Genomic DNA, 13,294 nt, shown 5'->3' on the forward strand with positions numbered 1-13,294 from the left:
CGTACAGGCTCTACGAGGTTGTGAGTCACAGCCGTCACACAGGTTACGTAGATCACGTATGACACGTGCAGTACGTCGGCCCCATAAACATCAGGTCGGACAGGAACGGAAAAACGGACATGGGTGAACAGCAGAGCGGCGGTGGGTCCCCCGGCCGTCGGCGCGTGCACCCTGAGGGCATGGCCCATGGCAACGGGGCCGGTCACTTGGCCGACCACGCGTCCGGCCCCGTCTTCGGCCACGCGTCCGGCCCGGCCGTGGTGCTCGACGACGCCGCGCTCGAGGCGCTGCTCTCCGCCGCCGTGCTGCGCGGGCAACCCCTGGACAACGAGGCCGAGCAGCGTGCCGTGGCCGCGTTCCGGGCCGCCCGGGACGCCGGGGCCCACCGGGCGCGCACCCGGCGCCGGGACGACTGGCGGCCCCGCGAGCAACGGCGACTGGGCCGCTCGGTGAAGACGGCGCTCTCTCTGTTCGCAGCGAGCCTCACGCTCGGCGGCGTGGCGTTCGCGGCGATCGGCTCGTCGGACGCGCCGGACGCCTCCTCCGACGACCAGGTCAGGTCCACTCCGACGGCCGGCGCCTCCGATTGGCCCGCCGCCACGTCCCCCGCCGAGTCCGGCACCGCCTCCGGGAAGCCCGGCCACCCGACCACCGCACAGGACACCGAGGCCAAGTGCCGCGCCTACGAGCAGGTCGACGGCCGCGGCAACGCGCTGGGCTCGACGGCCTGGCAGCGGCTGGTCACGGAGGCGGGCGGCGCGGACAAGGTGGCCGCCTACTGCGCCGAGCAGCTGGCGGCGGCGACGGATGCGCCGGGCAGGAAGGCCGACCCGAGCGGTGCGGCGGACAACGGTCAGGACCGGAGGGGCACGAACGGGTCCGGTGCGAGCGAGTCCGGGACGGGGAGATCGGGCACCGGCGGAGCGGGCACGGGCGGAACGGGCACGAGTGGGTCGGCCAAGAGCGGGTCCGGCGACAGCGCCGAGAACGAGAAGAAGAAGTGACCCGGCGAGCCAATCCCGGCCGAGGCGGTGGCGTCGGCTACGTGGCGGGACGGGGCAGGTAAGTCGCCGTCCCATCTTTGGCCTGCTCGGCCGGTGTCGGTTCCGCCACAGTGGCTGACCACCCCTTCAGCTCGGCCCACATCCAACACTGGCGGGCTACAGGATGGCTCAGTGCGGCAGGGGCGAGAGGAGGGGGCCGAGTGGCAATTCGCGGGACGACCGGGGCCGCCACCCCCCACAGGAGAGGCCCCGGCCGTCGCGCGGTGCGGGCCGCGCGGCGGCCCGTACTCTCTACAGCGCCGAGACTGCGTTTTCTGTCACACCTGGACGGACGGAACGAGGGTTCCCAGGTAGTTGCATGTTGTACGGACATGGACGAGCAGCGGTTTCAGGCCGTAACGTGCCATTCGCGCCGACAGCGGAGGAGACGAGACCACCGCAAGACCTGCGGTCTTGAAAAACCGCAACCATCGATCGAGCAACCACGACGGCGAGAACCCGGTCCGCGAGAGCGGCGCCGGTTTAGGCGCAGAAGGGCGCGCAGCAGGTGCTGGGGGACGACGCGGAGCTGACCGCCGCGGTGCTTGCGGCACAGGACGGGGACGAGACCGCGTTCCGGACTGTGTACCGCTCGGTGCACCCGCGGCTGCTCGGGTACGTACGGACGCTGGTCGGGGACCCCGACGCCGAGGACGTCGCGTCGGAGGCATGGCTGCAGATAGCCCGTGACCTGGAGCGATTCAGCGGGGACGCGGACCGTTTCCGCGGCTGGGCCGCCCGGATAGCCCGCAATCGCGCGCTCGACCACATACGCATGCGCGGCCGCCGCCCCGCGATCGGCGGCGACGAGACGGAGCTCACCGGGAGGGCCGCCGAGTCCGACACCGCGGGCGAGGCCATGGAGGCGCTGGCCACCGACGGCACCCTCTCCCTCATCGCACGGCTCCCGCAGGACCAGGCCGAGGCGGTCGTCCTGCGCGTGGTCGTGGGGCTCGACGCCAAGACGGCCGCCGAGACGCTCGGCAAGCGGCCGGGTGCCGTACGGACCGCCGCGCACCGGGGCCTGAAGCGGCTGGCCGAGCTGCTCGGCGACGATCCGGAATCGGCCGGGGTGCTCGACGCCCTGCCTCCCCAGCGAGGAACCCGCGACCGTGCGGTGACGTCTGCGAGTGTGACGCAAAGCGTCACGCGGACGCAGAAGGATGTGTGATGGCCGACGAGCAGTACAGGTGGCTGGACCGCGAAACGGCGGAGCGATTGCTGCGCGGAGAGTCACTCGAAGCTGTCGACGCGGACCATCGCGACCAGGCCGAACAGCTCGCCAAGACGCTTGAGGCGCTGACCGCCGAACCCCCGCTGAGCAGCGCGGAACTCCCCGGAGAGGCCGCCGCGCTGGCGGCGTTCCGGACGGCGCGCGCGAACCGGGACGAGCCTTCCGCGACGGTCGGCGAGGGCGCCGGCTCCGGGGCCGACCAGGCCTCCGACGTCGGGCTGGTCCGGATCGGCGCCGTCTCCGGGCGCGCCGCCCGTCGCCCCCGCTGGGGCCGCCCCCTGCGGCTCGGCCTCGCCGCGGCGCTGGCCGTGGGCATGGTCGGCGGGGTCGCGGTCGCGGCCGGAACCGGAGTGCTGCGGACGCCGTTCGGTGGCGAGGACGAGCCTGGCCGCCCCGCCGCCACGGTCTCGGCGGCTGTGCCACCGGACCGTCCCTTCGTCTCGCCCTCGCCGGAGATCGGCGCGCAGGACGAACCCACCCCCGACGGCGCGTCGAAGCTCCCGACCGGACCCGGCACCTCCCAGGACACCGGTCCGGGTGGCCCCGCCGCGGACCGCGGTACACCCGGCGCGGAGCAGGACCGGCCGACCGGCGGCTGGTGGAACGCCGTCAAGTCCTGCCGCGACATGCGCGACGGCAAGGCGCTGCCCCGCGACCGCCGCCGTGCCCTCGAGAGCGCGGCGGGCAGTTCCGCCTACGTGTGGAACTACTGCAAGACCGTGCTGACCGGCGCCGGCGAGAGCACGCGTGCGCAGGGTGACGAGCCCCGGGGTGACGACGGTCACGACGAGGGCAAGGGCGACGACAAGGGCAAGGACGACGACGGCAAGGGCAAGGACGACGAGTACCGCTCGCCCGGCAAGGGCCGCGGCAACGGCCACCGCACGGACGGCGCCGCGGCGGCCCCGCCCACCGTGCCCGACCTCCTGCCGGACGGCGCCCGACTGCCCACGCCCCTGCTGCCGAGCCCGTCGTACAGCACGCTCTGAGCGGACCCACGCCTCGTCGTGACCCGCAGCCGAGGCCCGTCACGCCAGTCACACGTCGCTGACCTGCGGTTTTGTGGCCCAGGAAAAATCCCGGAGAAATTCTTGGCGAAAGCAGTGACGTTTTCGGCCGTCGTGGCGCTGAACTGAGTGAGCCGACTGGTCATCGGCCGTCGCACAGAGCCGGGGTTCCCCCCGTACCTGCGGCTCGTGCATTGGCGCGGGCGGGACACGTTCCCCCGGTCCCGCCCGCGCCCCACAGCTTCGGCGCCCCGCGCCTCACCAGTGGACGACGACCTTGTCGCCGGTCTCCACCTGGGCGAACATCTCCGCGATCGCCCGCTCGTCCGCCACGTTGACGCAACCGTGCGACGCTCCCGCGTAACCCGTGGCCGCGAAGTCGGACGAGTAGTGCACCGCCTGGCCGCCGCTGAAGAACATCGCGTACGGCATCGGCGAGTCGTAGAGCGTCGACACGTGGTGCCGCGACTTCCAGTAGACGCTGAACACACCTTCCCGCGTCGGTGTGTACTGCGACCCGAACCGCACCGGCACCGTCAGGACCGACCGCCCGTCGATCATCCAGCGCAGCGTCCGGCTCGACTTGCTGACGCACAGCACCCGACCGGTCAGGCACCGCGCGTCCGGCGGATCGGCCGGCTGCCCGCCCATCAGGTACAGGTCCCACTTGCCGGGCTCGCGCGTCATCCTCAGCAGTCGCTGCCAGGTGACCTCATCGGTCTTCCCCGTCTTCGGCAGCCCGCGCTTGCCCTGGAAGCCCCGGACCGCCTGCTCGGTGAGGTCGTCGTAGGTCCCCGTCGGCCCGTCGAAGAGCCAGGCGATCTGCCGCAGCCGGGCCTGCAGCTCACGTACGTCACGGCCCGTGTCGCCCCGCGACCACAGCACGGCGGGTGGTGCCGCGGGCGTGGGCGGCCTGGAGCTCGGCTTGTCGTCGGACGGGCCGGACGGGTCGGACTTCGGGGACGGCGTTTCGCTCGGCAGCTCTATGCGCACCGGCGAGCGCTGCTCCTCGCCCGAGGCCTGGACGGTGCAGCCGCACAGCACCGTGAGCACGGCACCCGAGGCGAGTACCGCGGTCGATCTCCTCATGCCCCTGATACGCATCCCCGACCCCCGCCGTCTCACCGCGGCCACCCCCGGCCGCCCACCCTGGTGTCACCTGAGATCTTCCCCGCGCGTGACCGGTTGCGAACCAGACGGCATGGTTGGACTGAGCGGTTACGACGGCAATGTGGGAGGCACACCATGGCGCGTGAGTCGGAGTCCGGACTGCCCATCGAGCCGGTCTACGGGCCGGACGCACTGGACGGCTGGGACGCCTCCGAGAAGCTGGGCGAGCCCGGCTCGTACCCTTTCACCCGCGGCGTCTACCCCACCATGTACACCGGCCGCCCCTGGACGATGCGTCAGTACGCCGGTTTCGGCACGGCGAAGGAGTCCAACGCCCGCTACCGCGATCTGATCGCGCACGGCACGACGGGCCTGTCGGTCGCCTTCGACCTGCCCACCCAGATGGGCCACGACTCCGACGCGCCGATCGCGCACGGCGAGGTCGGCAAGGTGGGCGTGGCCATCGACTCGATCGACGACATGCGGGTGCTGTTCGGCGGGATCCCGCTGGACAAGGTGTCGACGTCGATGACGATCAACGCGCCCGCGGCCCTGCTGCTGCTCCTGTACCAGCTGGTCGCGGAGGAGCAGGGCGTCAGCGCCGACCAGCTCACCGGCACGATCCAGAACGACGTGCTGAAGGAGTACATCGCGCGCGGGACGTACATCTTCCCGCCGAAGCCGTCCCTCCGGCTGATCGCGGACATCTTCAAGTACTGCAGGGCCGAGATCCCGAAGTGGAACACGATCTCGATCTCCGGCTACCACATGGCCGAGGCGGGCGCGAGCCCCGCGCAGGAGATCGCCTTCACGCTCGCGGACGGCATCGAGTACGTCCGTACGGCGGTGGCCGCGGGCATGGACGTCGACGACTTCGCGCCCCGCCTGTCCTTCTTCTTCGTGGCCCGTACGACGATCCTGGAGGAGGTCGCCAAGTTCCGCGCGGCGCGCAGGATCTGGGCCCGGGTGATGCGGGACGAGTTCGGCGCGAGGAACCCCAAGTCCCTGATGCTGCGCTTCCACACCCAGACGGCCGGCGTGCAGCTGACGGCCCAGCAGCCGGAGGTCAACCTGGTCCGGGTCGCGGTGCAGGGCCTCGCGGCCGTGCTCGGCGGCACGCAGTCCCTGCACACCAACTCCTTCGACGAGGCCATCGCCCTGCCGACGGACAAGAGCGCGCGGCTGGCGTTGCGCACCCAGCAGGTGCTGGCGTACGAGACGGACGTGACCGCGACCGTGGACCCCTTCGCCGGCTCCTACGTCATCGAGAAGATGACCGACGGCGTCGAGGCGGCGGCCGTCGGGCTGATGCAGCGGGTCGAGGACCTGGGCGGCGCGGTGGCGGCCATCGAGCACGGCTTCCAGAAGAACGAGATCGAGCGCAGCGCCTACCGGATCGCCCAGGAGACCGACTCCGGCGAACGGGTCGTCGTCGGCGTCAACCGCTTCCAGCTGGACGAGGAGGAGCCGTACGAGCCGTTGCGGGTGGACCCGGCGATCGAGGCCCAGCAGGCGCAGCGGCTGGCCGAGCTCCGCGCCGGGCGCGATCAGTCGGCGGTGGACGCCGCCCTGGCCGCCCTGAAGAAGGCGGCCGAGGGGGAGGACAACGTCCTGTACCCGATGAAGGACGCGCTGCGGGCCCGCGCCACGGTCGGCGAGGTGTGCGGCGCCCTGCGGGAGGTGTGGGGGAGGTACGTGCCCTCGGACGCCTTCTGACCGGTACTGCCAGGAGGGATTGCCGTACTCGCGTGCGACACTCCTTTTCATGTTCGGCGTCATCGACCTTCCCACCTACTTGGCAGGACTCGTCCTGATCGTCCTGCTTCCCGGCCCCAACTCCCTGTACGTCCTGTCCGTCGCAGCCCGGCGCGGTGTGCGTGCCGGGTACACCGCGGCGGCCGGGGTCTGGTGCGGGGACACCGTGCTGATGACGCTGTCGGCGGCCGGGGTGGCGTCCCTGTTGCAGGCCAACGCCGTGCTGTTCGGGATCGTGAAGTACGCCGGGGCCGGGTATCTGACGTGGCTGGCGATCGGGATGCTGCGGGCGGCCTGGGGGATGTGGCGGACCCGGCGGGAGACGGCCGCGCGTGAGGAGGCCGCGGACACCGGGCCGGCCGAGCGGCCGTACCGCCGTGCGCTGGTCATCAGTCTCTTCAACCCCAAGGCGATCCTGTTCTTCGTCGCCTTCTTCGTGCAGTTCGTCGACCCCGGATACGCCTACCCGGCGCTGTCGTTCGTCGTCCTAGGGGCGTTCGCGCAGCTCGCGAGCTTCCTGTACCTCAGTGCGCTGATATTCAGCGGGACGCGGCTGGCGAGTGCCTTCCGCCGTCGTAGGCGGTTGTCGGCGGGGGCGACTTCGGCGGCGGGGGCGCTGTTCCTCGGATTCGCGGCGAAGTTGTCCTTCGCCAGTGCGTGACTGGAGGCCGACGAACGCGCCCGCCTGATGGCCGACTTTCCCTTGTCGGCTCAGGCGGGCGCGGAGATCTTCGCTGAGGAGGTCCGTGGATCAGTTGTGGGTGCCGGTCCACCGGTAGTAGGAGGCGGCAACCTGGCCACTGTCCGTGGCGTAGACGGCGTCCCTGACGTCGCTCGTCCTCAGGAGTGACTCGTTCCCGCCGCCCAGCAGGCCCTGGAGCCTCTTGAGGTCGGCCGTGTAGTAGAACATCTGGCCCGACTCGGAGCTGTTGCAGCTGCTCGTCCAGACGGCATTGACGTCCGTCTTGTTGTCGGTCATCAGGCAGAGACCGGTCTCCCGGTTCTTGAGTTGCTTCCAGGCGTTGCTGCCGACCCAGTCCCAGTCCTGGCGGTCGCTTCCGTTGCAGATCGTCGCGAATGCCGACCCGGCTCCGCCGGTCAGACAGGTGCCGAACCGCTCATTCTGGAACTGCCAGTACGTGGGCGCCGCCTGCGCCGACGACGGGAAGATCATCCCGGCGCCCACAGCCAGCGTGCCGATCGCGGTGACGGCGGCAAGTCGCAGCTTCCTCATCAAAAACCCTTCTCTCAAGAGCGGGAAGTGAACCGAGCAACAGCATTGCTGGCCGGGGCAGTTGAGACGTTGGCGCTCAGAGCACACTCATGTGGCAATCCGTCCACTCGGGACACGGGCGTGCCGCCGGAAGTCGGTCGGCGCGATGCCGTACGTCGCCCGGAAGGCCCGGGCGAAGTCGCCGGCGCGGGCGAAGCCCCAGCGCGCGGCGATGGCATGAACCGGCGTGGCCGCCTCTGCGGGATCGGCGAGGTCGAAGCGGGCGCGCTCGAGCCGCCGGCGGCGGATGTACGCGGCGACGGTCTCGCTCTCGTCCTCGAAGAGGCGGTGCAGATAGCTGAGGGAGATGCCGTGCGCGGCGGCGACGGCCCGCGGGGTCAACTCCGGGTCGGACAGCCGACGTTGGATGAACGCCCTGATGCGTGGGGTCAGCGTCCGGCTCGGTGTCTCCGGTGGGGCGCAACCCCCGTCGTCACCCCCGTCGTCGGGGGCGGGGGAGTGGGTCAACAGGGCCGCCACCATGGTGCCCAGGACCGTTCCCAGGCGCGGTCCGTCAGAGGGCCGGAACGTGCCGGTGTCCTCCGTCAGCTGGGTGAGCAGCCGGGCCAGGAGGGCACCCGCGCCCGCACGGCCGGGGAGACGGCGTCCCAGCATCCGGTCGGCCTCTTCCGGCGGCAGGGGAAGCAGTGCCTCGGGGATGGCGACGCCGACGGCCCGGATCGGGCCCGCGCGCAGCTGCAGCGGCCGTAAGTGGTCGTCGAAGGAGAAGTCGCCCGCGCTCAGGGGCGTTTCGCGCCCGTGGTGGACGATCGCCGCCTCGCCCTCCAGGAGCAGGACCAGGTGGAATTGGCGATCGGCCGACCGTCGGACCGGCGCGAGGGCCCGTGCGAACAGCGGCGGGCAGGTCACGGACCACACCGATGCCGCGCCGAACTCGACGAGCCGTACGTGTTGCCGGATGGAGAGGCCGGGATGGCCGTACCCCCGGGCGAGTCCCCCCATGGCGTCCCGGCCCTCAACCACGAGGCGCCCGGAGGGCCTGGCGGCGCCAGTCCCGTGGCGGCATGCCGTATGCCGCGTGGAAGGCGCGCGTGAAGGCCGCGTGCTCGCGGAATCCGCAGTCGGCCGCGATGCGGTGCACCGGCACGTCCCGCAGCCCGGGGTCGGTGAGCGCACGCCGGGCCCGCTCCAGGCGCCGGCGGCGGATCAGCTCGGTGACGGTGGTGTCCCGGCTCCGGAAGAGGCGGTGCAGATAGCTGACGGAGATGTGGTGGGCGGCGGCGATGTCCCGGGGTGAGAGGCCCGGGTCGCACAGGTGCTCCTGGACGAACGACTCGACGCTCAGCAGCAGGGTTCTTCGACGGGACTCGTCCGGCAGCCGGGGGCCGGTGTCCAGGTGGTGGGCGAGCGTGGCGGCCAGCAGGTCCAGGGTCACCGTGCTCAGCCGTTCGATGTCGGCGGTCGGGCGGGGGACCCGGTCGGCGGCCAGGTCGCCGAGGAAGTGGGTGAGCAGTGCGGCCACGCCCTCCTGGCCGGGCAAGCGGGTCCCGAGCAGCCGGTCGGTACGGCGGGCGGACAGCGGCAGCAGGGCGCGGGGCACGTGCGCGCGCACCAGCGTGACCGGGCCCGGGCCGGCCAGTCGTACGCTGAACGGTCGCGAGCTGTCGTAGAGGGCGAGATCACGTTCGCCGAGCAGGGCCTCGCGCCCGGCCTGGGTCACGACCAGCGCCCCGCGCCGTGGGAACACGATCGAGCACAGTTCCGGGTCCGCCTGCCGGATCGTCGCCGGGGTGCGCCGCACGAGGGACGGCGAGCAGGTCAGCTCCACGATGTTCACCGGGCCGAGGTCGAATGCCCGGGCCGTGGCCTGGAAGGGTTCCGGGTCGGTTTCCGTGAGCCGCATCGGATGGTCGCTGTGGAGCAGGAAGTCGTCGAAGCGGGCCAGTCGCTCGGTCTGCGGCAGGTCCGCGCTGTGGAAAACGGTCGTATGCACACATTCCCCCCGGGTTCTGTCGAGTCGTATCGAACACCCGAGCGGGGATGATAAGCGCTGTCGGTGGCCACCGGATGGACGCGGGAAAGGGGGCGCCGTCCGGTTACCTTTCGTTCACCTGGTAGTTGGCAGGGAGTTGAGATCCGGCGTCGAACATCTCCTACGGTCGCAGGGATCCCCCCGGAGAGAGCCCAGGTGTACGCGTGACCAACCGCCCCCCGACACTGTCCGTGATCGTCCCCTGCTACAACATCGAGTCGTATGTCCCCGAGACCGTGACCAGCCTGGTCAACAACGAACGGGACGACTTCGAGTTCATCTTCGTCGAGGACCGGTCCACCAAGGACAAGACGTACGAAGCGCTGCTGACGCTGACGAAGAGACTCAAGAACAGCCGGGTGATACGGCACGAGCAGAACGGCGGACTGGCCACCGCGCGCAACACCGGGATCGACGCCTCGGAAGGCCGCTACCTCACCTTCCTCGACGGCGACGACTGGCTGGCGCCGGGCTATCTCGCGGATCTGGTGGACGCCATCGAGCGGTTCGACGTCGATTTCGTACGCACCGACCACGTCCAGGTGACGGGCATCGAACGGACCGTGCACCGGGCGCCCGAAGGCCGCCGCCACATCGCCCTGGACCCGCGCACCTCGATCCTCCCGGTCGACGACACGACCATGGTCGACTACCCGTACGCCTGGGCCGGCGTCTACCACCGCCGCCTCCTCGACAAGGGCATGCTGCGCTTCCACGACGGACTCAAGACCGCCGAGGACCGCCCCTGGATCTGGGACCTGCACCGCAGGGCCGACTCCTACGCCGTCGCCAGTCTGCGCGGCGTCTTCTACCGCCGGGGCGTGGCCAGTTCGCTGACCCAGATCGGCGACGTCCGCCAGCTGGACTTCTTCCGCTCCTTCGACCTCGTCCTCGCCGAACTGGCCGAGGACCCCGAGGTCGGCAAGCTGCGCAAGAAGGCGCTGCGCAACTACTGCGTCGTCATCGCCCACCAACTGCTCAGCCGCGGCCGGTTCGAACGCAGCATCGCCGCCAAACTGAAGCAGATGGCCGCCGAGGCACTGGGCAGGATGTCGGAGGAGGAGCTGGAAGAGGCTCTCGTCGGGATGGGCGAGGAGCGCGTGTACATGCTGCGCCGGATACGGGGCGGCATGAAGGGAGTGGCGGCATGATCCAGATCTTCTTCTCGGCCACGCAGTACGCGGCCGCGACCGTCACCGCCGCCATACGCGCCGGCCAGTTCGGCCCCCGCGAGGGCGTCCGCCGCATCCTCGTCGTCAGCAACACCGCCGCCATCCCCGAGGTCGGCACCCCGCTGGACCGGATGGCCGGCTTCGAGAAGCTGCGCCCCGAGTTCGACGAGGTGCGCTCCTGGAACGAGTTCATCTCCCCGCACCACCCGGCCGGCTGGTCGCCCCGGGGTCAGGACACCCTGCTGTGGGAGAGGGCCGTACGCCTCGCCTGGAACCTGGGCGACGAGCCCGTCGAGATCGCCTGCGAGTCGATCCAGGCCAACCCCTCCCGTGCGGTCGCGGACATCTTCGCGGACAGCCCGATCCATGTGTACGCGGACGGCCTGATGAGCTACGGCCCCACCCGCAACCGCATCCCGCACGGCATGAGCAGCCGTATCAAGCGCGTCCTCCACCTGGACCTGGTGCCGGGCCTCGAGCCCATGCTCCTGTCCGAGTACGGCGTGACGCCCGAGGCCGTGCCGAACGACGCGATCGTCGACGTCCTCGCGCAGATCGGCGAGTCCGGCGCGGGCATCCTCGCCGAGCGCCTCCCCGCCGACAATCCGCCCACCGCCGTCCTCCTCGGCCAGTACCTCTCGGCCATCGACCTGATCACCCAGGACGAGGAGGAGCAGCTCCACATCCGCTTCCTGCGCGCGGCCGCCAGGGCCGGCCACCGGGATGTCCTGTTCAAGCCGCACCCCAGCGCACCGGCCGTCTTCAACGAGTCCCTGGAGGCGGTGGCCAAGGAACTCGACGTGCGGCTCACGGTGCTGAACGAGCCCGTCCTCGCCGAGACCGTCTTCGCCTTCCTCGAGCCGAAGCTCGTCATCGGCTGCTTCTCGACGGCCCTGATGACCGCCGCCGCCTTCTACGGCATCCCGGTCGCCCGCGTCGGCACGGACCTGCTCCTCGAACGCATCACCCCGTACGAGAACAGCAACCGCATCCCGCTGACCATCATCGACGCGGCCCTGCCCGACGCGGAGAACGCCGAGCTCGGCTCGCCGCTCGAACTCGCCGGCATGGCCGAGGACCTGGCTCCGCTGGTGCGCAGCGTCGGCTACTGCATGCAGTCCCGCAAGCACCACGCCCTGCGCGACGAGGTCACCGCCTGGCTTGCCGCCAACCTGACCCAGTACCAGGGCTACTTCAAGCGCCGCCGCCTCACCAGCCTCCGCCTCCCCGGCGGCAGCCCGGTCCGCGCGGAGGCCCTCCGCAGGCACCCGGCGGTCCGCAAGGCGGTACGGCAGCTGCGGCAGACGACGCGGAAGTAACGGCCGGTTCAGAAAACGCGTTTGGCGCGTCTCCCCGACCGGGGGGACGCGCCAAACGCGTTGCGGCAGATGCCGCCAAGGGGCGCGGGGCTGTATTGAATGTGCGGCTTCCGCCGCGTGGGCGCGACCAGCCCCCACCGGACCGCAGTCGTATTACGGCCCTCCCAGCGGAGCGCTACCGCACCGCCGGCAACGCCCGCTTCAGCTTCGGCCCGAACGGCTTCTCCACGAACCGGTGCATCAGATACGCCAGCCCCAGCAGGCTCAGCACGGACAGCGCGAGGGTCGTGTACGAACCCAGCCCGAGCCCCCGGTGCAGCACCCGGATGAAGAACCAGCCCAGGTGCTCGTGGATCAGATAGAAGGGGTACGTCAGCGCCCCCGCGACCGTCAGCCAGCGCCAGTTGGCCCAGCTGGTCCAGCCCAGCGCCACCACCGCGACGGCGGCGAAGGCGCAGAAGACGATGGCCTGGATGACGTACGGGGAGCGGTGGAAGTCGCCCTGCGCGCCCGGGTGCCACAGCGCCATGACCGAGTAGCGCTGGCCCAGCAGGAAGGACATGCCGACGATCCCCCACAGCAGCAGGTCGCTGCCGAAGCGGTGGATCAGGTACAGCGCGAGGCCGCCGATGAAGAACGGGGCGTGGTCGCGCATCACCAGCTCGTCGGTCAGCGGGTTGTCGGCGACCCGGGCGAAGGCGCTGGCCAGCGTCCACAGGATGCAGAAGGTGACAACGCGCTTGTAGGTGACGCCCTTCCAGATCACGAACAACGCGAAGAGGACGTAGAACTTCAGCTCCACCCAGAGCGTCCAGCACACACCCAGGACCCGCGGCACGCCCAGCGGCTGCTGCATCATCGTGAGGTTGACCAGGAGCTCGTCCGGCCGGACGGGTGAGACGACCACCGGCAGCAGCACCGCGGCCCCGGTGACCATGACGATGGCCACCCAGTACGCCGGGTAGAGGCGGGAGATCCGGGAGCGGAAGAAGTCACCGAGGCTGCGGCCCCAACTGCTCATGCAGATCACGAACCCGCTGATGACGAAGAAGAACTGCACGCCCAGGCTGCCGTAGGTGGACAGCTGCGACAGCGTCGGGAACATGGTCCCGGGGGACTGGTGCCAGGAGGCTTCGACCTCGCCGTTCTTGCCGGTGAAGTGGTACATGCACACCATCAGGGCCGCCAGCAGCCGCAGCCCGTCCAGGGCGCGCAGCCGGCTCTCTCTGCGGGGCCGTACGGGAGGCCGCTCGACCAGGACCTGGTTCAGCCGGGGTGCCGGTGGTGCCGGCGGCACCGTCGCCTGGTCAGCCGTGCTCATCCTGGGGCCCTTCTCCTGGAAGTCTCGAGGTGCGTTCAGTCGTACGTGACGGCTGTTGCCATTTCAT

The 13,294-nt window shown here is 70.7% G+C and carries 12 protein-coding genes; 7 read left to right on the forward strand and 5 right to left on the reverse strand.

Going from position 1 to position 13,294, the window contains the following annotated elements; genetic code table 11:
• The first annotated feature begins 179 nt into the window (after nt 1-179).
• From IF78_RS0120945 to IF78_RS0120955, 3 genes are all read left to right on the forward strand, one after another.
• Nucleotides 180-1,004, forward strand: a complete 825-nt coding sequence (locus tag IF78_RS0120945) for a hypothetical protein (RefSeq protein WP_107049982.1) — start codon at nt 180-182, stop codon at nt 1,002-1,004.
• Between the two features lie 547 nt (nt 1,005-1,551).
• Nucleotides 1,552-2,214 (forward strand): RNA polymerase sigma factor, encoded by a 663-nt coding sequence (locus IF78_RS0120950; protein WP_031477696.1) that lies wholly within the window; start codon nt 1,552-1,554, stop codon nt 2,212-2,214.
• A complete protein-coding gene (locus IF78_RS0120955) occupies nt 2,214-3,266 on the forward strand; it encodes a hypothetical protein (RefSeq protein WP_037640892.1) in 1,053 nt (350 codons plus the stop codon). The genes IF78_RS0120950 and IF78_RS0120955 overlap by 1 nt, the downstream gene beginning before the upstream one ends.
• A gap of 276 nt (nt 3,267-3,542) precedes the next feature.
• Here the strand turns inward: IF78_RS0120955 and IF78_RS0120960 are convergent, their stop codons facing one another.
• Nucleotides 3,543-4,373, reverse strand: a complete 831-nt coding sequence (locus IF78_RS0120960) for a L,D-transpeptidase family protein (RefSeq protein ID WP_031477699.1) — start codon at nt 4,371-4,373, stop codon at nt 3,543-3,545.
• Between the two features lie 156 nt (nt 4,374-4,529).
• Between IF78_RS0120960 and IF78_RS0120965 the strand changes: the two genes are divergently transcribed.
• Nucleotides 4,530-6,110 (forward strand): acyl-CoA mutase large subunit family protein, encoded by a 1,581-nt coding sequence (locus IF78_RS0120965; protein WP_031477701.1) that lies wholly within the window; start codon nt 4,530-4,532, stop codon nt 6,108-6,110.
• A gap of 49 nt (nt 6,111-6,159) precedes the next feature.
• The gene (leuE, locus tag IF78_RS0120970; protein ID WP_031477702.1) at nt 6,160-6,810 is read left to right on the forward strand and encodes a leucine efflux protein LeuE; all 651 of its coding nucleotides are present in this window, start codon (nt 6,160-6,162) and stop codon (nt 6,808-6,810) included.
• 90 nt (nt 6,811-6,900) lie between these two features.
• Here the strand turns inward: leuE and IF78_RS48500 are convergent, their stop codons facing one another.
• The 3 genes from IF78_RS48500 to IF78_RS0120985 all read right to left on the reverse strand — a co-directional run bounded on the left by IF78_RS48500 (nt 6,901) and on the right by IF78_RS0120985 (nt 9,376).
• Nucleotides 6,901-7,383 carry an RICIN domain-containing protein gene (locus tag IF78_RS48500; protein WP_031477703.1) on the reverse strand — a complete coding sequence of 161 codons (483 nt, stop codon included), beginning with the start codon at nt 7,381-7,383 and terminating at the stop codon, nt 6,901-6,903.
• An 87-nt stretch (nt 7,384-7,470) separates the two neighbouring features.
• A complete protein-coding gene (locus IF78_RS0120980) occupies nt 7,471-8,385 on the reverse strand; it encodes a helix-turn-helix domain-containing protein (protein ID WP_051828055.1) in 915 nt (304 codons plus the stop codon).
• A gap of 13 nt (nt 8,386-8,398) precedes the next feature.
• Nucleotides 8,399-9,376, reverse strand: coding sequence for a helix-turn-helix domain-containing protein (locus IF78_RS0120985; RefSeq protein ID WP_031477705.1), 978 nt, complete (start codon nt 9,374-9,376; stop codon nt 8,399-8,401).
• 203 nt (nt 9,377-9,579) lie between these two features.
• On the opposite strand from IF78_RS0120985, the gene IF78_RS0120990 reads away from it, so the two are divergent.
• Together IF78_RS0120990 and IF78_RS0120995 are read left to right on the forward strand one after the other, a co-directional pair.
• Nucleotides 9,580-10,566 carry a glycosyltransferase family 2 protein gene (locus IF78_RS0120990; protein WP_031477707.1) on the forward strand — a complete coding sequence of 329 codons (987 nt, stop codon included), beginning with the start codon at nt 9,580-9,582 and terminating at the stop codon, nt 10,564-10,566.
• Nucleotides 10,563-11,906 (forward strand): alpha-2,8-polysialyltransferase family protein, encoded by a 1,344-nt coding sequence (locus tag IF78_RS0120995; protein WP_031477708.1) that lies wholly within the window; start codon nt 10,563-10,565, stop codon nt 11,904-11,906. The genes IF78_RS0120990 and IF78_RS0120995 overlap by 4 nt, the downstream gene beginning before the upstream one ends.
• Before the next feature lie 175 nt (nt 11,907-12,081).
• On the opposite strand, the gene IF78_RS0121000 is transcribed toward IF78_RS0120995, so the two are convergent.
• Entirely contained in the window at nt 12,082-13,227 is a 1,146-nt protein-coding gene (locus tag IF78_RS0121000; RefSeq protein WP_031477709.1) for an acyltransferase family protein, read from the reverse strand.
• Nucleotides 13,228-13,294 lie beyond the last annotated feature (67 nt).

The organism is Streptomyces bicolor, from assembly GCF_000719285.1.
Classification (GTDB): domain Bacteria; phylum Actinomycetota; class Actinomycetes; order Streptomycetales; family Streptomycetaceae; genus Streptomyces; species Streptomyces bicolor.